The organism is Vulcanisaeta distributa JCM 11216 (assembly GCF_001315985.1).
In the GTDB taxonomy this organism is placed as follows: Archaea; Thermoproteota; Thermoprotei; order Thermoproteales; family Thermocladiaceae; genus Vulcanisaeta; species Vulcanisaeta distributa_E.
Genome location: NZ_BBBI01000009.1, coordinates 66787 through 90483, shown reverse-complemented (window position 1 = coordinate 90483; position 23697 = coordinate 66787). Strand labels below are relative to the sequence as shown.

Below are 23697 nucleotides of genomic sequence, written 5' to 3'. Positions count from 1 at the left end.
CCTATACTCATTGAAGACTTTCCTTAGGAATTCCATGGCCTTCTCGGCCTTATGCTCTATGTAATCCCTGTTCAACTCAATGAAGTCCTTCAGCGTGCTGGGCTTGGGGGGGCTTGGCAGCGGCCCCCCCTTTGCTAACCAGCTCTTGATTATCCTGAGCCTGCCACCCCCCCTCATCGACTTGGCAATGCGTGGTATTTACCATCCTCTGTGGACACTGCAACGTGCACGTACCTCTCGCTGGGTAGGTTACCCCCCTAGTGATCAACTCCCTATGAACATCGTACCTCCCAGGAAGCTTGTCTAATCTAATTACGGCCCAATAACCAAGGCCCCCCCGATTAACCATCTCAGCGACACCCTCGTACAACGGCCTAAACCTCCACATCCTCCTCTCTATATCATAAAACCTATGGCCAATCACCCTACCCCCCCTCACGATGACCTCATCTGCCTGGTCTGCGTAGCCGGGTATTTTATTGAGGAGGATGACCTCATTATCGGGTATTAATAACTTAGCCAACTCCTCACTTCCAAACTCATTAATCACAGCCCTCCTAGTAATCTCAACGTCGGCGGGAAAGGCAGGCCTAACATCGCCGGGCTTCGTAATCCTGGCAATACTCAATGATGAGCATCGCTTGGCTCCCAAGTCCTTACTAAGCACTGGCACGTTTAAGTCATCGCACCAATAAATCACTGAGGGCATCTTACCGCGGGTTTGAGAACAATGAAGATAAATTTAATTCTTTTGACGAAGCTGGAAGCACTCACTTCATATTCCTCATTAACTTCTGCCGTGACCCCTCATCAAGCAGTTGCAACACCCTACCCACGATTGCCTGGTCCCTGTTTTGCAGGTTCTTATCTAGCTTGAGACCACCCTGCTCCTTAATGCCAGCCCTGCCTTAACGACCTCGTCTGGGTACGAGGCCAGGATCTTCATGGTCGTCTTACACCAATTAATGTACTCATCATCAGTGGCCCTTTTGGCGAGGGTCTCAATGACCCCCCCACGGAGTGCTTGGAATGCCTGGTCTTCCTTGAGTGTGAATAGCATTTGTAGTATTGACTTTATTTGTTGCTCACGCTGGTTCTCGGGTAATCGGGCTATCTGTATTGGGTCTACCTGTGAACTCATTGATCACTGTTAATGTATTGCCAAAATAAATGAATCCCGGCACATCATTAAAAATAACTAAATCCCAAATTAATCCTAATTTCACGGAGGCAGTAAAAGACGCAGTGGGTTACCGACATCCCTCAGGAAGTCGCGGAGTTCGCGCCTAACATTCTCATCGCGCAGTATCTCGATTATTAATGCCTTGAGTGACGATCTGAACTCTTTGTCGTTAATTACCGAGAGCATTGACGATATCACTATCTTCCTTAGGTTTGGGTCGTTAACAAGGTCCGCCAGTACCACCTGTATTAATGGTTTAACGGACGCTAGTATCCCAGTCACGAGCATTTCCTGATTAATAACCTGCCCTGCCTGCGCAGACTGCTTGTCATTACTCATTAACATACCATTAAATCAATGGGTTAAAAACCTATGTATTAACCCAAGCAGTAGTGCGGGGGTGGCGTCGATGCTATGCTTAATTAAATAATCACTAATAGGCTATAGAGGTACATGATGATTAAGAGGAGCGCTATGAGCGCTGAGGATGTGACGCAGGTATAAAGCGGTCTCTAGGTAATCTTCTTAATCGATGTAAGACCGATGCCACTGGCTATATGCGGTATGAAGAAGAGCGATAATGGCGCAATTAATAGTATGTGTAATTGAGGGCTCGTCCTTAGTCAAGGAGCTGCCTTATGAGGAGGTAGTACGCATAGTTAATGAGTAGGCAGGAATCAGGCTAAAAGCTTAAATTTCTTGGTTCTCGGCTTTTCCCTTGGGCCGGTAGTCTAGCTGGAAGGATGCCCAGGGGGGGCTGACGCCCCCCCGCATAAGCCTCGCACGCGGGAGATCCCGGGTTCAAATCCCGGCCGGTCCACCACAATCAATCCTTTCCCCCCCTCTATCGTCAGTTTTAGAATTTCATCTGTGTAATAACCTATTTTTAGAGAATTTTATTGAAGAATGAATGCATGGATTACCCGTTGGCGTTTATCTCATTTTTATTTGAGTAAATAACTGCGTAATTCGTAGGTAATGGGTACCAGGAGTATGATAGCATGTATTCTGGTGCTATGTTGCTTATCCCTGGCGTTATGTCGTCCATGCTTATTGATTGCGGGTTTGTGATTGACTTTGTGATCACGTATATCGTGGGCTCCTCAATGATGTATTGGCCGTTTTCAAATAATTGCTTGGCCGTTGGTATGTTACTCGCGCCTATATTACCGATCCAACCATACTTAACCATTAACTGGACCTCCTCGGCCTCGCTCGTGATGTTGCAGATCGGTAGTGCGTAGGGGGGGACTGCGGAGTATAGGATCACCACTATGGTGTCGCCTGGAGTGACGTTGATTGCGGGGAACCCAACGCCTATTCCCGTGTGTATCACGTACCAATTCTCCGTATTAACGATTTGCCAGAAGTTCATGGTTTTATTACCGTAAACGTATGGGTGATTGACCGTTATGGCCAATGCCTGCAGTGGCTGTGATTGATTGTTTGAGGCTATTAACCTGCCGTTTAGGTAGATGCCAAGCCACATGGCATTGCCCGAATACGACATGCTGGCCCATGATGACAGCGTCTCATTTATTATGGCGGTTGGGAAGTCAATGTATAATTCATAACCATTAATCTTCATATCCCCCCCATGAACATGGTAGACAAGGGCTATTGCCGAGCCGCCGGGCATTATGAGGTCGTAGGAGGAATTACACAGGACAGCACCATAATTAATCCTGTTTGGTATAATGAGTGACGGAAGCTTAATTGATTGACCCACGTGAGAGGGACTCACGGAGCTGGAACCACCGATATGCCAAGTACTACGCACGACAAGCAAGGATACAACCACAGCCACTATTACCAACACAGCCACCAACCACCCCCCCACCCTCAAACCCATAACCATTGGGTATTGCTTGGTTTCTTATTTTAAATTTCTATACCTTAGTAAGCCCGTTCCAGGGACTGGAACGTAAGCTCAATGGCTGATGAGGATTAGCCATTAGGAGGGGGGGCATGTTATGGGTACCATGTATGACGTTACGCCAGTCACGTAGGAATTGGGTGGTGCTGATGATGATTGGTAGTACCCGATATACCCATTTATGCTTGCCGTACTACTTGACTGAGGAATCACAATGACCTCCCACGTAGTTTGTGCCCAAACGGTTTGAAGCACCTCATAAGCGCATGGGTATTGAGCTGTGACCACGTTATTTTCAAAGTCGACGTTGAAGGTGGCCACGTATGACTGTGATGGGTTGAAGTTTGGTAGGTATACGTTGGCTGGTGTTGTATCTTTGAAGGAGTTTGGGAATACCGCATCATTAGCACCGTAGCTATGTTAAATGTCCACGTAATACTAGGTACCTATAAGGATACACTGAATATTTACTTTATTAGTTAAAATGAGTTAAGCAGTGTAGCAGGAAATTATCATAGTCAATCAAGCCCGGCCTGGATTGATAACATGTCATGGATTAGTCTGTTTAATCTTACCCTAACCATAAAGAAAAAGCCCTGCTTATTTAAGGTGTAACATTAAATGCCTTTAATGTTTTCGTTGTTAGATGTTTATAGGGCTAAGCAGGTGATTAGTAGGTACTTGCCGAGGACTCCTCTTGTTTATTCACGTCAGTTATCTAGGTTGCTTGGCTTTGATGTTTACCTGAAGCTTGAGAATCTTCAGCCAACCAGGGCGTTTAAGGTTAGGGGGGGTGGTGTGTATTTCGCGATGGTTAAGAGGGATGAGGCACAGAGGAGGGGATTAATTGCGGCATCCACGGGCAATCACGCGCAGTCCGTTGTCTACGCCGGTAAGTTAATTGGTGCCAGGGTCGTGATCGTAATGCCTGAGGGCGTGTCCAGGGTTAAGGTTGAGGCTTTGAAGGACTTGGGCGCCGAGATTATATTTCACGGTAAGGTGTTTGATGAAGCCCTGGACTACGCAATGAGCCTCACTAACAGGGAGGGCTTACTATTCGTGCATAGCACCAATGAGCCACTGCTCTATCCTGGGGGGGTTGGCACAATGCACCTAGAGGTTGTTGAGGACCTGCCCGACGTTGATGTGGTGATTAACCCAATAGGCGGTGGCTCGGGAGCATCGAGTGCCGTGATAGTCTATAAATCCGTTAACCCATCAATTAAGGTCATAGGCGTACAGGCGGAGGGTGCGCCAAGTGTTTATCTATCGCTTAGGGAGGGTAGGTTGATTTCCACGGGCTATGCTAGGACTATAGCCGAGGGCTTAGCCACGGCTAGGGCCTATGAGTTACCATTCAGCATATTGAGGGGGGGTAGGATTGATGATGTGGTTCTCGTTAGTGATGATGAGATGCTCAGGGCTATTAAGGAATTAGCCCTTAATGCTGGGCAGGTCGCGGGGCCTGCGGGCGCCGCCGCATTGGCTGCTGCCATGAAGCTGAGGAGTCAGTTAATGTGTAAGAAGGTAGTTATCATGGTTACCGGCGGTAATATAGACCCAGAACTGTTTATGAAGGCCCTTGAGAATTATTAATTGTATGAGGAGGATCGTCGTCCTGGGCTTCGTCTCACCACTGCATAGGGATAGGTTACCCACTGTTGGTGTTGATAGGGTCGTATCAAGTACTGATGAGCTAAGGGGGTTGAACATTAGCGATGCGTTTGTCGTTGCATTAATACTGTCAGGTGGCGTTAGTCGCCTTGTCAGGGAGTTCGCCGAGGATTACGGCCTACGCAGGTTACTGCTTGTTTCTCATCCAGGCCTTAATAGTCTCGCCTCAGCCCTTGATGCAAGGGCCCTACTTAGTGAGGTTGGGGTTGACTCGGGAATACTTCACCTCGATGACCTGGGCCATATTGACCATGCACTAAGGATCGCCAGGGCCATAGCTTCTATACTCGGTATTAGGGTTGCCCTGCTTGGTGTTGGGGCTAAGGACAGCGTAGCCAGGACCTTTGAGGATAGGTTTGAGGCGAGGGTTGATGCTATACCCATGGAGAGCCTTGAGGATATGATTGATAATGCTGATGAGAAATTGGCCGCCGAGTTCGTGAACTACATTAAAGGTAGGGTTAAGTTTGAGGTTGGTGATGAGAGGCTTAGGGACGTTGGTAGGATCTACGCTGCCATGCGTGGTCTTTATGGTAAGTACGATGCCCTCGCAATTAACTGCTTCCCATACCTAGTTAAGCATAGGGTCACACCGTGTTTGGCGTTGGCTAGGCTTAATGAGGAAGGGTTGATAGCGGCGTGTGAGGCCGACTTAAGGGCTTTGTTCTCCATGGTTGTTGCCAGGGAGTTAACTGGCTATAGTGGTTGGATCGCGAACACGAACCACATTGAGGATAGTAAGGTTACTATGGCTCATTGTACCATAGCCCTTAATATGGTGAGGGATGCCAGGGTTGTGACCCACTTTGAGTCTGGGTTTAACTATGGCTTGACTGGCAGTTTGTTGTTTAATGATGTGACTGGGGGGGTCTCGGTCTCAAGCGACTTCAGGAGGATGGGTATCTTCAGTGCCAGGGTTGTTGAGACAGGGTTGCTGAGTGATAGGATGTGCAGGACGCAGGCCATACTTGACCTCGGTACCGACTCCTCGGTCATCCTTAGGCTGGCGCCGTATAATCACCACGTCATAATACCTGGCAATATGGTTAAGGAGTTGGAGACCATAGCCGGCGTCCTCGGTATGGACGTCGTTAAATACACACCATAACTCAACACTCACCCTTCATACCCTTTGGTGGTGTGACCCCCCCCTCTGGCCCAGGTACCTACCCAGGTACTTCGCCTCGCCAATTGCCTTTACGAGGATCACATGTAGAAACCTCATGCCTGGCCTAAGGACCATGTAATTGCCGCTATTGTTTATTACCTCTATCGTTACGTTGCCCTCAAAGCCTGCATCGATTATTGTTGGTGGCACGCTTAGGCCGTACCTGGCCAGGGTTGAGCGGAGGTTGCAGAAGCCGACCACGTCCCTTGGGAACTTCACGTACTCCATTGTCGTCAGTAATGCGAAGCTCCTTGGTGGTATTACTATCCTGCCATCCTTAGCCTCAACGATGCTGAATAGGTGCCTAGCACTCTCCAGTTCGCATGGGTCTATTACCTGCCCGTCGAAGGCGTATATCGCGTACTCGGTGCCGACCCTAAGGTCAAGCCCATTCTCCCTAACAACGTCCTCGGTGAAGGGTTCTATTGATAGGACCCCCCCGCCTTTAACAAGCTTTAGTATTTCATCCCTCGTTAGTACGGCCATCAATTACTAACGAGTCTCGCGATTTTATTTTTATTACCATAAAAACCCCAAGGTATTCCCCCCACATAATATCACTGACTGGGCAGGTATACCTGTTCCCATGGGTACTTATTCCTGTCCTTAGCATCTCTAATCTCGTCTAACTTCCTCATCATTGCCTTAAACTCATCATAACTAATCTTCCTGAAGAGAGGCCTCACATTACTAACCCTAGTACCTGGCCTTGGCGGTTCGTAGGCATCCGCCCAGGTTAATTTACCGAAGCCCGCCATTGACCATAGGTCCTCCATTGACTTGGGCATTACAGGCCATAGGCCTATTGATAGGGCCTTAACCATGTGCAGTGCATTGAGCATGACCGCGCCTGCCTCATCCTTATTACTCTTTATTAATTCCCAGGGCTGTCTCTCGTTTAGGTACCTATTACCGACCCTCGCAATCTCCACAACCTCCATCAACGCATCCCTAAGCTCAATCCTCTCGTAATGCCCCTCAGCACTCCTGAAGTGATTTAAGGCTTCATCCCTATACTTAACATCAATGTCCTTAAGCGCCCCATTAGGAACCTCCCCGTTAAACCTCGCGCTTATGAAAGTAAGCACCCTATGTATGAAGTTGCCAATTACATCGTTTAGTATTGAGTTTATGACCTCAAGGACTTGATGCCACGTGAAACTCGTATCCCTCCCCCCCTCAGGTCTCTGGTAAACCAGGACAAATCTCCAGTAGTCAACGGGCATTAACGCCAATGCCTCATCAATCCAAATACCAATCCTTTGGCTCTTGGAGAATTTCTTACCCTCGAATAGTAAGTACTCGGTTGATGCTGTGGTGTAGGGCATTACGTATGGGTCTCCAGAGGCTATGAGCATTGCGGGTAGTAATATTACGTGGAATGGAATGTTATCCTTACCCACAAAGAATACGGCCCGTGTACTTGGGTCGAACCAGAATTTCTTCCACTCATCCTCATTACCCCCTGTTCCTGAAGTACTCTATCGTTGCTGATACGTAGCCGAGCACAGCCTCAAACCATACATATATCGTCTTATCATCGGCGCCAGGGAATGGGGGGGCCTCAATACCCCCCCACTTATTATCCCTTGTTATGGCCCTTGGCCTTAATCCCTCCTTAAGCATCCCAAGGCTCATTTGCTTGGCGTTCTCGGGCAGTGCGGTGTTCTCCTCCACGTACTTCCTAACCCTGTCCTCAAGCTTCGTTAAGTCCAGGTACCAATGCTTTGTTCTGACCCAAATTGGTTTAGAACCACATATTGCACACCTCGGGTTTATCAATAGCCTTGGTTCAAGGAGCCTACCGCAATTCTCGCATTGATCACCGCGGGCCTTATCATACCCGCAGTATGGGCAAGTACCTATTATGAACCTGTCTGGTAAGTAGATCTTGTCCTTTGGGCAGTAGGGTACTTCGTCTTCCCTAGTAATTATGTATCCATTGTTGTAGAGCTTCATGAAGAATTCTTTAACGAATTCCTTATGCACTGGCGACTCTGTCCTCGTGTAATTATCGAAACTAATCTCCCACAATTCGAATAGCTTTTTCACGATTTCATGCATTCTATCCGTCAATTCCCTAGGCTTCACACCTAACTGTAGTGCCTCGACCTCGATAGGCGTGCCATGCTCATCAGAGCCGGACACAAAAACAACGTCATCTCCCTGAGCCTAAGGTATCTGGCAAAGACGTCAGCTGACAATACGGAACCAATCAGATTGCCCAGGTGAGGTACCGCATAGATGTATGGCCATGCAGAGCCTATAACCCACTTCCTTTTGGCATTTCCTGATTGGTCACCATCGTTACCAAACTGCACAACGTAACCCAGAAATTTAAGTTTTAAGCTTAAAGTAAATTACTATCACTGAATCTTCCGTGACCTATTAAGGCCTAGGTCTTATCTTAACCGACTATTCTTACGTTCTAGTTCCTGAAACGAGCCCTAACCGGATTTAAAAATACGAGGGAGAATAATTAATGGCCATACATGGCACGTAGAAAAATCAGTAAGGTGGTCAGTTGTGACTTTGGTTGAGACTTGTTATTGGTGGGGTTATTACGTGGGCCTCATTGCACCTAGCGATCATGCAGTAATTCTTGACGATTACATCTTCATGCGTGTTGTCACGATATCCTACATAAAACGGCACCACCCTCCCTGGTTATTATTAGGGCTCATTCCATCCTAAGTACCTGCCCGGCTTAGCTTTGTCACCCATGTGCTTGGTAAATCGGTTAATGTCTCAATAACCTCCCTAGTCTACTACAGCACGTACAAGAATTCCTAATTCATGCATAGGTCCATAATAATCAGCACCACAAAGCCAGCGATGACGCTGAGTCCTACATAAACACCACATACAATGCCAATTACGTAACTGGCAGTAAACAGTCCCTTACAGCTATGGTATCATGGTTTCCTGGATCATTAATGGCCCATCAATTGTCTCAGAAGGGGGGGATTACTACTTCTACGGCCTCAACATGGTGGCGCAAAATGGAGCCTGTGGGCATAATACACGTATACGTAGGCCTAACCAACGAAACGACAACAATGCGCATGGAACCAATACCAAAGGATGGGGGGGTGAATGTATTTAATTGTGTATGACTAGGTAAGCAATAATTGATACTTAAGGTAATAATTACTTAGCTGCTGGGAAGGATAATAACCAAGTATTTCTATAGATTAAACGTGCAAATGAGAAATAATGTCAATTTAAACCGCCTTATTTGAAATATGTTAATTGTTCCTTGGGATTTAATGATTTAATAGAAAATTATTCGACCTTAATCTCAAATCCTCTCTTTCCTGAACTCTTTTTCTTCAACTCTACGGTTAATACTCCGTTCCTATACGTGGCTTTTGACTGGCTAGGGTCAACCTCAGCTGGTAGTTCAACTTCCTTGTAATACTTCCTATCACTGTTCCTGGCACTTATAATTAATTTCTTACCATCCTCGGAAACCCTAATACTTATCTTATCCTTATCAACACCTGGCATGTCCATTATAACCTTTACTGAGTCCTCCTCCTCAATGACGTCGGTTAACGGCTCAATATCCTCCTCAATGACTGGCCTCTCACCCTTTGGCCTAACGTTGCCGAACTCCTTAATTCTCGGTTTCCCATCAGGCCTATGGATATCTCAAATCCATAATAATAATACCTAGGTCTTACCTTACCGCCACGCTTTCCCTCCTCTTCTTCTGGCGTAACTCCTCTCATCATTCTCTCCATCTCCTCCTCCATCTCACGCTCAAGCTCCTCAAAATACCTCTGAATCCTCTTGAACCAGTTATCTATGTCCTCGAACCACGACATACAACATAAAGAATAAAATAGCCTTAATAAACCTTTATTGCTCTTCCAACTCAACCTCAGGTCTCTCCTCGGCACCGGCTTCATTCTCTTGATCATCCTCGTTATCTCACCAGCCACCTTGTTACGGACGGCCTTACTAGGTATGTCCGCCAACTCAGTAACCACCTTCTTATTCATCTCAAAATCATCACTAAACCTGTCTGGGTAAACCTCAAGCAACCTCCTGGCAAGGCTCTTTATGTACCTTGGCCTTACACGCCCCCATTGTCCAGTCGTATTCTTAACCCCCCCTTTAAAATCTTACGTTATGTACGTAATGCTAACACTTTTAATAACTAGTTCAGGTTTTGTTAATGCCGTGAACAATGTAAGGATTAACATGGTGGAGCCAATACTAAAGCCCATGTATTTCCTAACGGGATTTGCAGGCATAGGCATGGTTGGCTACTTAGTTGTTCAGCACCTGTCCAATGCTCTTAATTGCCGTAGGGTTGGGTTCATAGTGATGCCCAGGGAACCACCGTTGAGTGCTTACATAATTAGTGCGAACATGCTCTCAACGCCTGGCGAGATTTATTATTGCCCGGAAACTGGTTTTACTATTTCCATAATTCATTGGGATGGCGACTTCATGACCAAATACGCGCACGATGTCGTTAAAACAATTGCCCGCTGGGTATACATTAATGGTTTTAGGGAGGCCATACTCTTTGGTGGGCTTGATAATAGATTAAGGGGGGGTGAGGATTTAGATCAGCTGAGAATCGCTGTAACAACCGAGTATAGGAGTAGATATTCCCTGGGTAAGGTTAAACTTATGGAGCTTAACTACGCAATGGTTGGGCCATTGGCGTTGTTAATGAATGAATTCGAGAGGTTCGGCATACCCGCAATCTCCATATTGCCGTATGCCGAACCATTCCGTGCAGACCCTAATGCGGCTATCGTCGCCATTCAGTTCCTAAAGGAATTAACAGGCGTCGAGGTTGATGTTAGTAGATTAAGGGAGTTAGCCGAGATTATTGATAAAGAAGTTAAGGAGTTGCAGGAAAGTATGAAACGTAGGGAGGGACCTCCCCATTACATCTGATTGCTACATTGAATACCACTTATTTCCTTAACGATCCAAGGTATTAATGAGTATAGTTCCTGCCTTGACCTAGCCTTAAGAATTATTAAGCCTTTAAAGCCCAGACCCATTAACTCATTGATTATTTTTTCGCGATAATCCTTCGTAATTACCATAATTCCGTTAAATCCCTTACTCCGTAATTTAATTAAGTATTTACGTAGCAAATGGTGAGCGTGTAGACGCAGGTAATTCGGAGTAGGTTCAGGATACTCATGCTGCGATAACGGGTAAATCTCACTTATCTCATACGGTATTGGACCCAGGATGGGATTATTTATTATAATGTGAACTTTACTTAATAAGTCATTACTTATTAGTTGATCTATTAGCCAGTATATTAATGGGTCTCTTATGTATGGTCTATCAAGAAGCTCACCTGGCAATACCACGACTATACATCCCTGGGGGGGCGGCTCATAATTATTGAGAAGTCTCTCAACATGCCTAATTATTTCGGGCCTGTGCAGGGATTCCAAGGATGTTATGTGCAGTGCCTTCACACGCCCTGACTCATCCGGGATTACCTTAAGCAAAGCCCTTAACCCCCTTCCTTAAGGCCAGTAATGCCGACTTAACCCTGGCATCACCGCCAGCTTTTTCCTCTAGGTACTCCCAAAGGGTTCCCTCCTTAATCCTAGCCTTAATTTCCTGGATCTCCTCCCAAAGCACGTATAGGTTGTGGATTGCCAATAACCTCTCGCGCTCAGCCTTATTCATACTCGTTAACTCCTTAACACTGTACTTCCTACACACGGGGGGGCAATTACAGGGTATTCTATCAACCTTAACCTCACTAAGTCTAACGGTCCTATCCCTAAGGATTATCCTATCATCACGGGCATACAGAACGTAACTGGCAGAGTCAAATAGGTCAATGCCCATGGCGACCGCAAAGGGTAGTATTAATGGGTGCCCAGCCCCCCCAAAGAGGTGCACGGGCTTGCCTGGTGGCAACCTCTCCTTCACCACGGCTATCATCCTCATTATCGTTGAGAAGTCATACTCCTCAAGGAGCGTTGTTGGGCTACCGATAGCGTAGATATCGAAGTTCAACTCGCCCATCTTCGTGGCCGAGTAACTAAGTATGTCGAGTTTATCACCACCCTGCACTGGACCCACAATCAACATCCTGTGTTCGGGATCCCATACCTTGGCCTTCACAAGGGCTGCCCTGGCCCTTCTCAGGGTTTCCTCAACCTCAAGCACTACGGCTTCTTTAGGCCTACCCCCCCACTGTCGGTATGTCGAGTATCACGCCGATGTCTGTGCCTATGTCAATCTCATACTTGAGAATCTCTCTGGGGGGGATACCTCGACTTTACCGTACATGAGCAGTTGATATGCGCCTGAGTCTGTCATGATGGGTTTATCCCAATTAAGCAGTTTATGCACGCCAACCTCCCTGACAAGGTCGCCATAATGTCTCTTAAGTAGGTAGGCATTAGTTATTACTTGATTAAAGCCTATACCCAAGATATCGCTTAATGATATAACCTGTTTTACCGGATTTATCACGGGAAATAATGCTGGAGTCTCAATAATACCTGACCTAGTCCTTAATCTGCCAATTCTTCCAGCTAAATCTTTTTCTAATATTTCAAAGGACATTCGGAATAACCACAAAACAGGGTTTATTCTAAAAATATACCTATCCTCAGGATTTTTACACAGCGTTAATAATTTAGGTTTTTCGCTTAGACATGAACTCATCAAACAACTCCTTAACGCGCTTGGCCAATGGACCTGAACCCTCGACACCGGCCGTGGTCACCTTGACATTACCAACCTGCACTACGTTTGCTTCCTCAACATACTTAACCATGCCAGGGAAGTACTTATCTATGTACCTGGCGAACTCCCTGAGATCCACAAACTCCTGAACAAGGACTACGTCCACTATGGCATGGCTCATTATCAATACTCGGGAGAACCTCTCATTCTTATTATTGACGGCATCCACGAGCATCATGTTTAACGAGCTATCTATACCCACGAGTAATCCCTGGTAAGTCGTGCCCATGCTCGTGGTTACCCTAACCTCCTTATTAACCATGTTCAGTAATTCCGCATTAAACCTCCTGGCCGCATCGGCGAGTAATGACATAATTAATCAGGATTACATAAGATAAGCTTTTTTAGTATTTTTCCTTACCGTAGACCAATGCAGTTAAGTGGTGATTTCAAGGTAATGGATGTTAAGGGTACGGATTACAGGGGCATTGTAAGGCTTGAAATGAGTAGCGAGTCTGGCGTATCCCTGGCCCTCGAGTACCCAAGGAATGCCGTTGGTGTTGATATTAAGCAGGGGGATAATGTCAGGGTTAGCATTAGTAATGAGAAGGACCCAAATTACTCATCGAATTGGGATGTCTACATGAATGGAGTCGTGTATTACGTGGGTGGAAATAATGTTAAGATATCGATAGGGGGGGGCTTGTTAATGGACGTTAATAATTTTAAAAATGATGTTAAGGTCGGCGAGAAGGTCTACATTGGTTTGAAGGTGTTAAGGTAGACCAAAAGTTTCAGTAAACTCTCACACTCCACTGGAGTTTAATAACCCTGAGCTATTTGGCATATAAGCACTGGACTTATTAATAATGAGAATGAAATCACAGATGCCATGCAATGCCCTTACTGTGGAAGTTCAAGAGTAATTGAGAGGGATGGAGAATATGTATGCATGAATTGCGGTACTGTGGTTGGCTCTGTATACGTTTATGATACGTATACACAATCATCACCATTAATAGATGGTGAAGAGATTGACCTAACTCCAATATGGAAATCCGTAGAGAGAAGTGTAAGAGTGGGTAATGAGACAAAGTTGAGTGTCTATAAAAGGTTGAGGGCCATAAATGAATTATTCAGGGTAAGGCGTGAGAGCTACTCGATATATAGGGCATATGACTGTATGCTGTTCATAGCTAGGTCCTTTGGAATCGGTAATGAGTACATCGAGGAAGCCAAGCTCATTTTTAGAAAAATAATAAGCAAGGACGGCTCATCAGCAACCTACTACGAGGCAGCGATTGCGGCGGTATTATACGTAATATTGTCACATAACCTACCCATAAGCACTAAGCAGGTAATAAGCGCATGTAGGTTAAGGGGGGGTCATAAACTGACCTTTGAAGCGATAAGGGACTCTCTGGCCGCTGTCGGGCTTAGGTATAGTTTGAGGGATAGAATATTATCCCTCATCAGGTCAGGACTTGTTAAATTATTTAATGATTCCTGGGTTACCCTCTATCCTGAAGCCGAGAGGTTTCTCAACTCGTTACGAAAGTCCGTAATACAATCAAGGAGTCCGCCAATCCTGGCCGCCGCAATCATTTACTGCGTGGGCAAGAGATTTAATTACAAATTAAGGATAGAGGACGTGGCTAAAGTAACCCAGGTTAGTCAATACACGCTGAGGGATTATGTACGTAGGTTATGCCAAACTAATTGATTGCCCATTCTTTTATTCTTGGTGAAGAAGACATGTTAAATTACGTATCTCCACTGAATATACATGCTAATAAAAAACCGTTGTTAACTAAGTTGATAATTGCTCATCAAATCCTGAACTGTATAAGATGCCCGTTAATTAGCAGGTGTAATTTCACAAGAGATCTTTCAGCCATGCTGATCGAGGGCATGGTCGATATTGACGCGCTCGAGACATTGAGTGCCTGCAAATTAACAAACTTAGTAGATATACTAAATATCGCGCGTAGGTTTGATGGACAGGACTTCATTAATAGACTCCTTAATCTGTTCATTAAGAAGGGTGCCAGGTCTAATTTAAGGGTGGAATTATTTAAGGAGGGATCTATCATTACCATGAATGATTTCTCATTAGTAATTGATAATGCCCAACCAATAGGTGGCACATTTACAATATCATCCCTTAAATACGTAAATAATAATGGCGACTGCTACTTGAGCTTCATAGAATTAATAATGATTATTTAAATTACCTAGTTGAATTAACGAAGAGAGTTGTTCCCAACCATGACTATTCCCTATCATCACTATTATTATCAAGGGATAAATTTCTGTCCATGCTTATTAATGACCACGCACTCAGGTCACTAATAATACTCGCCAGCCTTGGTTTAGGCGATTTAGCACCAATTATACTAGATCAGAATGTTGAGGACATATTCATAACCCAGGACTCCATATACGTCAATCATAGTGAACGTGGAATGTGTAAGGTCATGAATGCCAATCCACAACTGGTTGCAGGACAGTTCCTTAAGATCGCCAATATTAGCGGTGTTAGAGTTTCCGTAGATAATCCCAGCGGTAAATTCTCTATCGCCATTAATGGCAAGAAACTTAGGATCTCGGTGGATAGATGGCCCCCCCTCGTTGAGGGTTTGTCGGTGCACGTTAGGCTTCATAAGAAGCCATTTACAATTAATGACCTGATTAACATAGGTTCAATAAGTATAAAGGAAGCGAGTAGATTAATTGCTGCGCTACGTGATGGCTTTAGTATGCTTATTATGGGTCCGCCATCAAGCGGTAAAACAACGCTATTAAATGCACTAGATATGGCGTTACCCCTGAACCTGAGGAGGATATACATTGATGAGACTGATGAATCCCTGGAATTACCGACACCAAGCGTTAAGGTTAAGTCAATAATTGGTAAGACCGAGGAGGTACTTAAGTCGTTACATAGAGGTTATGGCGTACTAATCATCGGTGAGTTAAGGGAGAGGGACCACTTCGAGGCTTTAATTCACGGTATTAATGCAGGTCTCCAGGTATTAGGTACCACACATGCGGATAACGTTGGCTCATTAATGAGCAGGTTAAGAACGTTTTCATTGAATGAATTAATAGACCTGGATAGATTCATATTAGTAATAATGGAGAGGGATGGTTCAATACGCCGGGTTAAGTCCATTATCTACCCTCAGTTTTTCAATCCTGAGCAGCAAAAAATAGATGCAATAATCAATGCATTAATGAGATTAAACCGCGTCAACAACGGCTATATTGAGTATTCCATTCAATTAAACAGAATGTTAGATGATGTTGGTGATGAAAATGAGCCTAAATGAGTACCTACTGGGTAACGCCAGGGCAAGGGCTCAGGAAATAATCGATTCACTTGATAAGTCCTTAACAATAATTGTTGGCATAACGTCGATAGGCCCCATAGCTCTATTCATTTTCTCTACGCTCGTGAATCCCTACCTCTCATTAATCATACCTCTATTCGTAACGTCAACAACACTTGCCACCAGGAGAATATTTCTTAGGTTTAGGAATAGGCTTAATGATGAATTATTGAATTCCATGAATGCCCGGGATAATTTCGTAGGAGAGCTATTAAGTGGCGGTGGATCGATTATGATGAATGTTCTCGGTATTAATGATTCGCGTAAGTGGATTTACCTACTAAGGGCTTTATATGAGGTTCATGATGATATACTTACTTCCATATTATCCAGGGAGTTACAGGGCAGCCTTTCAATTAATGAATTAGGCCTTGCTAGGTATATAATTGCCCTCAAGTATTCAAGTGATAAAATAACAATTAGCGCATTAAGTAGGGGATTAAGGACGATAGTGCTTAGTTACTATGTTCTTTTGTTCGCGATACCTGCGGTAGCCAAGTCCCTACAATTTCTTGGAATTCGTTGGAATATCCTATTTATTATTTCAATCCAGGTGTTAATTGCAATATCCCTCTATGTCTTTCTGAGGATGATTAAGAAAGAATTTGGTATTGGTATTAATAGGTATATGTTTTTTATGATTATTATTTTAAGTATTTTACTAAGTATGGGGCTTTTAATGTTAGTCAAATGAGCTTGAACCCTCGCCCTTGCCCTCCTCGCCTTCCCTCTTCTCCTCCTTCTTCTCACTCTCGATCTTGCTGGCGGCGATTATCTCATCAATCCTCAACACCATCGTCGCAGCCTCAACGGCAGCCTTCAAAGCCTGCAACTTAACGGTTAGTGGCTCTATTACGTCAATAGCCCACATGTCAGCTACCTTGCCCGTGAATGCATTGATACCGTACTTCCAACCATCCTCCTTACTCTCATGAATGTGCCTTAGCTCAGTCAATACATCGACAGCGTCAAGGCCGCATTCTCAGCGAGCGTCTTTGGTATCACCTCCACAGCATTCGCAAAGGCCTCTACAGCATACTGTTCCCTACCGCCAACCTTAGCCGCGAATTGCCTAACTACCTTGGCGACCTCCATTTCGGGTGCGCCGCCACCAGGTAGTACGTAGGGCTCCTCAATTACATCAGAAACAACGCTAAGTGCATCTGTTAGGTTCCTCTCGGCCTCATCAACAAGCCTCTCGAAGCCACCCCCTAATTAATATGCTTACTGCCTTCGGGTTCTTGCACTGCTCGACAAATACCATCTTCTCATCTCCAATTCTTCTCTCTTCAATAAGGCCTGCGAAGCCGAGGTCAGCCTCCGTCATGTCCTCAATATTGGTCACTAGCCTACCGCCGGTTGCCCTAACGAGCTTCTCAATGTCGCTCCTCTTAACCCTCCTAACGGCCAGGATACCTGCCTTAGCCAGGTAGTACTGGGCCATGTCATCAATACCCTTTGTTGTGAAGACTGCATTTACTCCAAGAGCCTTGAACTTGTCGACGTAGGACTTTAGTATGTTCTCCTCCTCCTCGAGGAACGCTCTTATTTGGTTGGGATCGTTGATCCTAATTTCGGCATCGATCTCCGGCTTCTCAACCTCGAGTGGTGCATCGAGTAGGGCAATCTTAGCATTAACAACTCTCTTGGGCATTGCTGCGTGGACAACCTCCTTGTCAACGACTATGCCATAAACTAATTGAGTGTCCTCAAGGGCACCACCGTGCTTCTTAACAATCTGCACATTATCCAGGTCTGCTACCCACTTCCCGTTTCTTTCCTCAGCAACCTGTAGCATTGCCTTAACCGCAAGCTCTGCGAAGTAGTCCTTGACGGTCTCACTTATCTTGCCGTGCATTGCCGTGGACGCAACCTTCTTAAGCGTTGTGACATCATCCCTCTTTACCGGGATTGCGATCTTCCTTAGGTGCTCCGTGGCAACATCGAGCGCCTTCTTGAATCCTGAAACAACGACTGTTGGGTGTATGTTCTTATCAAGTAGCTTCTCGGCTTCCTCAAGCAATGCACCGGCCAGTATTACTGCGGTTGTTGTTCCATCACCGACCTCATCATCCTGTGTCTTAGAGATCTCAACAAGTAGCTTGCCAATTGGATGTTGCACGTCCATCTCATCGAGTATTGTTGCTCCATCATTCGTGATTGTTATGTCGCCAAGGCTATCAATGAGCATCTTATCCATACCCTTGGGGCCAAGCGTTGACTTCATAACCTCAGCAACTGCCTTAGCAACCATTATGTTTATCCTCATTGCCTCCTTACCAAAGGCCCTCTGGGTCCCTTCCTTCAATACCAGTACTGGCACACCGCCGATCTGTGCTAGATATGCCTGTGTACCGCTGCTCATCGGCGTCTCCGTAAAGCACTTCTATAAAAACCTTTCTTTCCTATGAGGAATAAGTCCACGTATTACCACACCAATAAATTACTTAAATCAAGAGTATTCACCTTAAGGACATCACCAGCATTAATAACAGGTTTTGCAAATCTATCTAAATCATCAATACCAATCCTTGGACATGCAGTATTTACCACCGCATCCACAGGCAGGTTGTTAATGTAGTCAGGCGAGACCTCATTCAGGTCAATAACCACGAATTCCTTACCCAAACCCCCCCTCAACCTATTGATTAGCAATTCAACCAGTTCAGGTCTATACTGGCCAGGCTTCCTCGAAATGACGATGCCCACGAGCCTCGCATTACTAAATCCCTGAAGCGCCTTAACCTTAAGGGCTAAGTACCTACGGTATACCTGGTCAACATTCTCAACGGACCCCCCCTAAACACATCAAGCAGGTAAACAGTTGCTTGCGGCTTTAATAACTTAAATGTCAATGGGTAAAAGTAACCAGAGCCCACAAACAGTACTGTTCCTCGTATTGGAAAGGGAATAAAACAACCAGTTATGGGGGGGCTCGGCGCTACTGATAAACCAAGAGCCTCAGCAATTTTATATGCATATAGCTTATATGGTAATGCATAGGTTACGAGAACGTCGGTGCCTGGCCTAACGAAATCGCCCACAATTTCCCCAACCCTATTTAATAACTCAGGCCTAGGTTTATAATAGATAACTGAAAACAATACGATGGGGGGGCCTCCCTCGATTTCAATAGTAACAATATTGCCAGACCCACCCCCCCTCCTTACTCTGAGGTTATTACTTATTATACGGAATATATTAGATGGCAAAGCATGCCCTAGATGAATTATGTATTGATAATCACTCAACACCGAGAAATCACAGGCACCCCCCAAACATTCTGCCCACTTAAGTATGCCCTATATCCCTTATTACTTAAATATCGCACAACCTCTAACCCAACGTTTTTAAATCCGAGGGGGGGGTCTCAATCAGACTTTAACGTCTTTATCCCCTCTGCTCAGTTCTTCTTCAATTCCTTTAAGCGGTAATAAGTACTCGTCTAGTACCTCGGTTAAGTCATTATTATAATTCACGGGCATGAAAGTCTCTAGATGATATATAAATAAATTCTGTGCGTTCTAAATGGTCCATTAACAACAATGGATTTTATAGGCCGCCAACCAGGTACCTCAAAGTCGTGACTAACCACGCGAGAGCCACGTCTTAGCTCCTTAATTAATTTCAGTCGTATTTTCTCATTAGCATCACTACCCAAGTACAACGTTATTACGTCAGCTATTGAGTAATCAAAATCGAACAAGTCGCCCCATACGACATACGCTCTGCCTTTCAACCCCCCCAACTTCTCGAAGGTCTCAATACATGACCTAACAAGTGCTGGGTTAATTTCAATACCTATACCAATGGCATTAAATATCGTGACTGCCAATACCACGATATTACACTCACCAGCACCAGGGTCAACAACGACCTCTCCAGGCCTTACATTCGCTAACCTAAGCATTTCTATGGCAACATCACGTGGTGTTGGTACATAAGGTACTGCCATTCTGATACTTCCTGTTCTTTTAAAGGAAAAGGATTTAAAGGCATGCCTTATACGGGGTTCTTAGAACCCAAAGCCATGTCCACAACATCCCAACTGGGATATGAAAGGTTAAATGGGGTGATCGGTAAGCACATATATGGTAACCTATACGGGGTCGACCCAAACATTTTAAGTGATGAGAAGTTCTTACGGTCATTAGTAATAAAGGCCGCCGAAATGGCCAATGTACACCTGGTTGAGGTTAAGTCCTGGAAGTTCATAAATGGCGATAAAGAGGGTGTCAGCGTACTTGCCCTAGTTGTAGAGAGCCACATAGCGATACATACATGGCCCGTCTATAGGTTTGCCACGGTTGATGTATATACATGCGGCGACCATAGCATGCCAAACAAGGCATTTAACTATATTGTGAGTGTCCTTAAGCCGAGGAAATACATCGTTAATTATGCAGATAGATCCAGTGAATAATTAATAAATTTAAAAAGAGAAACATTTTAATTTCATTATGATGTGGGTGCGGGTATACACCTAAGTATTCTAATTGCTGTCTTAACATCATCAGCAGTAACGGTCTTTCTACCAGCATGTCTCGCTAATTCTATACTCTTTGTTGCTATATCAAACGCAATATATTCAAGAATATCCCTCAATGCTTGTATTGCATCTTCACCAACTCTTTCAGCACCAGCTTTATGGAAAATTCTATCTATTGGTGCCAGTGGTAATTCAGGCATTGATGGTTCTTCTCAAAATAAGTATTTAAGGATTTTTCCTCTTTCTACACGTAAGAAATTACGCCATTTATTAAAGTCCTATCTCTTCTAATTTATAGGTTAATGTTGCGAATTTCGTCTTATATAGATAGAAAATCTTACCGCAGTTACTACAGCGACAAACCACGATAAAGTTCTCACTGCCTCTCTTACTTAAGAATTGCACCATTGTCCAATTATTCATGCCGCAGTATGGCAGGTAATTACCATTATTTATCACCGAGGAAATCCATTATATTGCGCCTACTATTAATATTATCTTCACTGTTTTTGCTGTCCTTACTATCGTAATCCTTATTATCGCCAGCTTCTTTAATAGCCTCATCTATCGGGATTACAGCATTGTTTTCCTCATCACCATATCTGGTAGTCAATATTTTCCTGACAAGGCTGACTATGCCCTCGTTAATATTATCAACCTTCTAGTCCATTGCCCCCCAGGTTGTTCAATACATCGAGTGGAGTTCCAAACGTTCTCAATAATGCCTCCGCCCTCTTCGGACCTATGCCAGGTAATGATGATAAAAATTGAATCTGGGCATCCCTAATCGTCTCGCCCCTCTTAACTGGCAAGGCCTTAATACCTTTACTTCCCATCTTCTCCGCCAGTGACTTCATTACGTAGGCCGTACCCTCCTCATCAGGCGTATATAGCACCTTAACGCCTATACTAACCAACGTGCTTAATGCACCGAGTACAGAGTGCTTATGTACATCCCTCCTATTCAAGGCTCTCCATAAGTCACCCTCAACAATTACGTAAGCCTTATCAAACGCGCTTAATAATTCCTTGCTTTGTTCAAAGAGTCTGCCATCAACTATTGATGATATGAAGTCCATAGCCCTCTTACGTTCAATACCAACATTGTTGGGCAGTACGTAATCGCCAATATCCAGTTTACGAGGAACAACACTACAGCCTAATCTCTTAATCCACTTAACGACCTCCTCAGCCGTTTCATATTCCCGTGAATCAACTATTATAATGCAATCCACAAAATCCCCCCCAAAAACAGTTAAGTTAGGAACTAATTAATTTACCTAATCCTCACTTAGGTCATTCTGCATCCTAGTCTCCTCGGAAATAACGGTGTAAATACCAAGTAATGTCATGACAATGCCAACAACGGTCAATGCCTGAGGGACTTGGTGAAATATTATATATGCAAGTAATGAGGCCACGATTGGCTCACCCAATGTTGATGTGGTTATGGTTATGGCCCTCGAATACCTAAGGGAATAATTTAGTAATGTATGGCCAAGTAACATTGGGCCAAGTACGATCATTAATATGTAAAGCCAGGTGTATAGTGGATATGGCCAAAGCCTTGAATGTAGTATTAATCCAACGAATAGCGTTGTTAGGGCTGAAACACTGTAGACCGGCACTGTGTACATGGCTAAGGATACCTTAACCCTAATGAACCTACCCACTAGGAAATACACGGCGCCAGACATTGAACCGACTAGTGCAAGTAAATCGCCAATTAATGCCTTCATACTTACGTAAAACTCGGGCACTGTGATCAATACAATACCAAGGAAGGCCACTAGGGTACCGAGGATCGAGCGTTTACCAACTTTTTCGCCAATTAATCTACCCATTACTAACGTGAATATCGGGTATGTGGATACCAATGTAGTACTTGCGGCCACGTTGGTTAGGTATAGGCTCTCAATCCAGGTCATGAAGTGCGCAGCTAATGCAATACCGCTAACTACCATTAATATTGTCTCATTCCTTGAGGGTGCGTAGGTATTATTTTTCCTTTCAATAATTAATAATGGTGATAATACTGCCGCGGCTATGGCAGTTCTCCAGAAGGCCACTGCTATTGGTTGAGCGCCAGATAGTAGTGTCAATATTGATGCCCAGGATATCGCTATCACCGCAATTATAAGCAATAAATAGTATCTGAATTGCATAAATCTTAGTTAATGGTTTCAGGGTTTAAATAAAAGTATTATTAATGATTCATAATATTTGGGTGTGGGACATGAAATTTATAAATCAACCATGAGAATTAACAAAAAACGTGGTTAAGGTACCAATAAAGTTGGTCAGTTGGGATGAAATAACTGAGTGGGCTAGGGTACTATCAATGAAAATAAAGGATTCAGGGTGGTTACCCGATATAGTAGTTGCGATAGCTAGGGGGGGCGGCTATGCACCTGCAAGGCTTGTTTGCGATTATTTAGGCATATCTGACCTAATTAGCATTCAGGTTGTTCATTGGCCATCAACGGCCCAGGTTGCTGAGAAGGCATACATTAAGTACCCACTTTCCGTTGACTTAAGTGGTAAGAAGGTCCTTGTGATTGATGACATAGTGGATACGGGGGGGACTCAATACAATTGGCTAAGGAATACGTAGAGCGTAATAATAAGAACGTGGAGGTGAGGACCGCAGCCCTCCAGTGGATATCAACCGTTGCCAAGTTCAAGCCTGATTACTGGGCAATTGAGGTTAGGGATTGGGTTTGGTTTGTTTATCCATGGAACGTCACTGAGGACATGACGAACTTCATAAGGAGGGTGCTGACTGAGGAGTCCAAGCTGGTAAGAGGGAGTGGACGTTGAATGAAATAATTAATAGGATGGTTGATTGGTACGGTGAGGAGGTCCTTAAGGTTAAGGTCACGTACATAGACCTGGCCCTTAGGAACCTTGAGAGACAAGGTGTGGTTATCAGGACTTATAAGGATGGCGTTGAGCACATAGTACTTAGGTCATGATGTAATAGTGCGTGAGAGAGTAATCATTTTTAAAGCCCACGATTAGTGAACAATAAATGCTAACACAAGAGGAGAGGATAAGAGTATCCATAATAGGTAAACTAGGAAGATTTAGAATATACTTATACCTAATATTGCTACTGCTCTTCTTAGCGGCCTACTTCTTTGCTACGCCATAAAGCCCAGCCAGCAATTCACTGTAGCCGTTAATCAAGAAATAAACCAGATACAGTCGGAGAAAAATAAC

General features: G+C 44.5%; 23 protein-coding genes, 1 tRNA gene and 7 pseudogenes. 11 read left to right on the top strand and 20 right to left on the bottom strand.

Features of this window, described 5'->3' with window-relative positions:
* Positions 1–76 precede the first annotated feature (76 nt).
* From JCM11216_RS08975 to JCM11216_RS08965, 3 genes are all read right to left on the bottom strand, one after another.
* Positions 77–700, bottom strand: a complete 624-nt coding sequence (locus JCM11216_RS08975; protein ID WP_243675868.1) for a hypothetical protein — start codon at positions 698–700, stop codon at positions 77–79.
* A 168-nt stretch (positions 701–868) separates the two neighbouring features.
* Entirely contained in the window at positions 869–1141 is a 273-nt protein-coding gene (locus JCM11216_RS08970; protein ID WP_243675867.1) for a hypothetical protein, read from the bottom strand.
* Between the two features lie 81 nt (positions 1142–1222).
* Entirely contained in the window at positions 1223–1522 is a 300-nt protein-coding gene (locus JCM11216_RS08965; RefSeq protein ID WP_243675866.1) for a hypothetical protein, read from the bottom strand.
* A gap of 381 nt (positions 1523–1903) precedes the next feature.
* Between JCM11216_RS08965 and JCM11216_RS18390 the strand changes: the two genes are divergently transcribed.
* Positions 1904–2006, top strand: a tRNA-Ala gene (locus JCM11216_RS18390).
* A gap of 96 nt (positions 2007–2102) precedes the next feature.
* Here the strand turns inward: JCM11216_RS18390 and JCM11216_RS08960 are convergent.
* On the bottom strand, positions 2103–3041 hold the full coding sequence (locus JCM11216_RS08960; protein ID WP_054853997.1) for a hypothetical protein: 939 nt from the start codon (positions 3039–3041) through the stop codon (positions 2103–2105).
* Positions 3042–3137: 96 nt separating this feature from the next.
* Positions 3138–3314, bottom strand: a complete 177-nt coding sequence (locus JCM11216_RS08955; protein WP_243675865.1) for a hypothetical protein — start codon at positions 3312–3314, stop codon at positions 3138–3140.
* A gap of 375 nt (positions 3315–3689) precedes the next feature.
* On the opposite strand from JCM11216_RS08955, the gene JCM11216_RS08950 reads away from it, so the two are divergent.
* Both JCM11216_RS08950 and JCM11216_RS08945 read left to right on the top strand, forming a co-directional pair.
* Complete coding sequence (locus tag JCM11216_RS08950; RefSeq protein WP_243675864.1) at positions 3690–4655, top strand: threonine/serine dehydratase; 966 nt, start codon at positions 3690–3692, stop codon at positions 4653–4655.
* 4 nt (positions 4656–4659) lie between these two features.
* Positions 4660–5841, top strand: a complete 1182-nt coding sequence (locus JCM11216_RS08945; protein ID WP_054853994.1) for a hypothetical protein — start codon at positions 4660–4662, stop codon at positions 5839–5841.
* A gap of 1 nt (position 5842) precedes the next feature.
* On the opposite strand, the pseudogene dcd reads toward JCM11216_RS08945, so the two are convergent.
* The 4 pseudogenes from dcd to JCM11216_RS08925 all read right to left on the bottom strand — a co-directional run.
* Positions 5843–6387 (bottom strand): annotated as a pseudogene (gene dcd, locus JCM11216_RS08940) (dCTP deaminase).
* A gap of 71 nt (positions 6388–6458) precedes the next feature.
* A pseudogene (metG, locus tag JCM11216_RS08935) lies at positions 6459–8222 on the bottom strand (methionine--tRNA ligase).
* 964 nt (positions 8223–9186) lie between these two features.
* Positions 9187–9731 (bottom strand): annotated as a pseudogene (locus JCM11216_RS08930) (Hsp20/alpha crystallin family protein).
* 78 nt (positions 9732–9809) lie between these two features.
* A pseudogene (locus JCM11216_RS08925) lies at positions 9810–9971 on the bottom strand (30S ribosomal protein S17e); the annotation flags it as partial.
* A 118-nt stretch (positions 9972–10089) separates the two neighbouring features.
* Between JCM11216_RS08925 and JCM11216_RS08920 the strand changes: the two are divergent.
* Positions 10090–10821 (top strand): PAC2 family protein, encoded by a 732-nt coding sequence (locus tag JCM11216_RS08920; protein WP_243675863.1) that lies wholly within the window; start codon positions 10090–10092, stop codon positions 10819–10821.
* Here the strand turns inward: JCM11216_RS08920 and JCM11216_RS08915 are convergent.
* The 4 genes from JCM11216_RS08915 to JCM11216_RS08900 form a co-directional block, all read right to left on the bottom strand.
* Positions 10812–11396, bottom strand: a complete 585-nt coding sequence (locus JCM11216_RS08915) for a DUF5591 domain-containing protein (protein WP_054853992.1) — start codon at positions 11394–11396, stop codon at positions 10812–10814. The two genes, JCM11216_RS08920 and JCM11216_RS08915, sit on opposite strands and share 10 nt — an antisense overlap.
* Complete coding sequence (locus tag JCM11216_RS08910; protein ID WP_054853991.1) at positions 11389–12069, bottom strand: tRNA-guanine transglycosylase; 681 nt, start codon at positions 12067–12069, stop codon at positions 11389–11391. The genes JCM11216_RS08915 and JCM11216_RS08910 overlap by 8 nt, the downstream gene beginning before the upstream one ends.
* A gap of 63 nt (positions 12070–12132) precedes the next feature.
* Positions 12133–12471 carry a tRNA-guanine transglycosylase gene (locus JCM11216_RS08905; RefSeq protein WP_054853990.1) on the bottom strand — a complete coding sequence of 113 codons (339 nt, stop codon included), beginning with the start codon at positions 12469–12471 and terminating at the stop codon, positions 12133–12135.
* A 73-nt stretch (positions 12472–12544) separates the two neighbouring features.
* On the bottom strand, positions 12545–12967 hold the full coding sequence (locus JCM11216_RS08900) for an Lsm family RNA-binding protein (protein ID WP_054853989.1): 423 nt from the start codon (positions 12965–12967) through the stop codon (positions 12545–12547).
* Between the two features lie 57 nt (positions 12968–13024).
* Between JCM11216_RS08900 and JCM11216_RS08895 the strand changes: the two genes are divergently transcribed.
* From JCM11216_RS08895 to JCM11216_RS08880, 5 genes are all read left to right on the top strand, one after another.
* Complete coding sequence (locus tag JCM11216_RS08895; protein ID WP_054853988.1) at positions 13025–13378, top strand: hypothetical protein; 354 nt, start codon at positions 13025–13027, stop codon at positions 13376–13378.
* Between the two features lie 108 nt (positions 13379–13486).
* Positions 13487–14317: a TFIIB-type zinc ribbon-containing protein gene (locus JCM11216_RS08890; RefSeq protein ID WP_054853987.1), complete on the top strand. Its 831-nt coding sequence runs from the start codon at positions 13487–13489 to the stop codon at positions 14315–14317.
* A gap of 173 nt (positions 14318–14490) precedes the next feature.
* Positions 14491–14823 carry a hypothetical protein gene (locus JCM11216_RS18385; RefSeq protein ID WP_243675862.1) on the top strand — a complete coding sequence of 111 codons (333 nt, stop codon included), beginning with the start codon at positions 14491–14493 and terminating at the stop codon, positions 14821–14823.
* An 89-nt stretch (positions 14824–14912) separates the two neighbouring features.
* Entirely contained in the window at positions 14913–15926 is a 1014-nt protein-coding gene (gene tadA / locus JCM11216_RS18380) for an ATPase, T2SS/T4P/T4SS family (protein WP_243675861.1), read from the top strand.
* Entirely contained in the window at positions 15913–16680 is a 768-nt protein-coding gene (locus JCM11216_RS08880) for a hypothetical protein (RefSeq protein WP_054854003.1), read from the top strand. Before tadA ends, JCM11216_RS08880 begins: the two co-directional genes overlap by 14 nt.
* On the opposite strand, the pseudogene JCM11216_RS08875 reads toward JCM11216_RS08880, so the two are convergent.
* The 3 genes and pseudogenes from JCM11216_RS08875 to JCM11216_RS08865 form a co-directional block, all read right to left on the bottom strand.
* A pseudogene (locus JCM11216_RS08875) lies at positions 16669–18351 on the bottom strand (TCP-1/cpn60 chaperonin family protein). The gene JCM11216_RS08880 and the pseudogene JCM11216_RS08875 sit on opposite strands and share 12 nt — an antisense overlap.
* Before the next feature lie 62 nt (positions 18352–18413).
* Positions 18414–19240 (bottom strand): annotated as a pseudogene (locus JCM11216_RS08870) (diphthamide synthesis protein).
* 239 nt (positions 19241–19479) lie between these two features.
* Positions 19480–19941, bottom strand: a complete 462-nt coding sequence (locus JCM11216_RS08865; protein ID WP_054853986.1) for a hypothetical protein — start codon at positions 19939–19941, stop codon at positions 19480–19482.
* 75 nt (positions 19942–20016) lie between these two features.
* Between JCM11216_RS08865 and speD the strand changes: the two genes are divergently transcribed.
* A complete protein-coding gene (speD, locus tag JCM11216_RS08860; RefSeq protein WP_054854002.1) occupies positions 20017–20409 on the top strand; it encodes an adenosylmethionine decarboxylase in 393 nt (130 codons plus the stop codon).
* 35 nt (positions 20410–20444) lie between these two features.
* Here speD and JCM11216_RS08855 read toward each other — a convergent pair whose 3' ends face one another.
* The 4 genes from JCM11216_RS08855 to JCM11216_RS08840 all read right to left on the bottom strand — a co-directional run bounded on the left by JCM11216_RS08855 (position 20445) and on the right by JCM11216_RS08840 (position 22619).
* Entirely contained in the window at positions 20445–20675 is a 231-nt protein-coding gene (locus tag JCM11216_RS08855) for a histone family protein (RefSeq protein ID WP_013603668.1), read from the bottom strand.
* Between the two features lie 248 nt (positions 20676–20923).
* Positions 20924–21088: a hypothetical protein gene (locus JCM11216_RS18375; RefSeq protein ID WP_243675860.1), complete on the bottom strand. Its 165-nt coding sequence runs from the start codon at positions 21086–21088 to the stop codon at positions 20924–20926.
* Between the two features lie 40 nt (positions 21089–21128).
* Positions 21129–21710 carry an ERCC4 domain-containing protein gene (locus tag JCM11216_RS08845; RefSeq protein ID WP_054853984.1) on the bottom strand — a complete coding sequence of 194 codons (582 nt, stop codon included), beginning with the start codon at positions 21708–21710 and terminating at the stop codon, positions 21129–21131.
* Between the two features lie 45 nt (positions 21711–21755).
* Entirely contained in the window at positions 21756–22619 is an 864-nt protein-coding gene (locus JCM11216_RS08840) for a DMT family transporter (RefSeq protein ID WP_243675859.1), read from the bottom strand.
* 131 nt (positions 22620–22750) lie between these two features.
* On the opposite strand from JCM11216_RS08840, the pseudogene JCM11216_RS08835 reads away from it, so the two are divergent.
* Positions 22751–23450: pseudogene (locus tag JCM11216_RS08835) on the top strand (phosphoribosyltransferase).
* Positions 23451–23697: the final 247 nt, after the last annotated feature.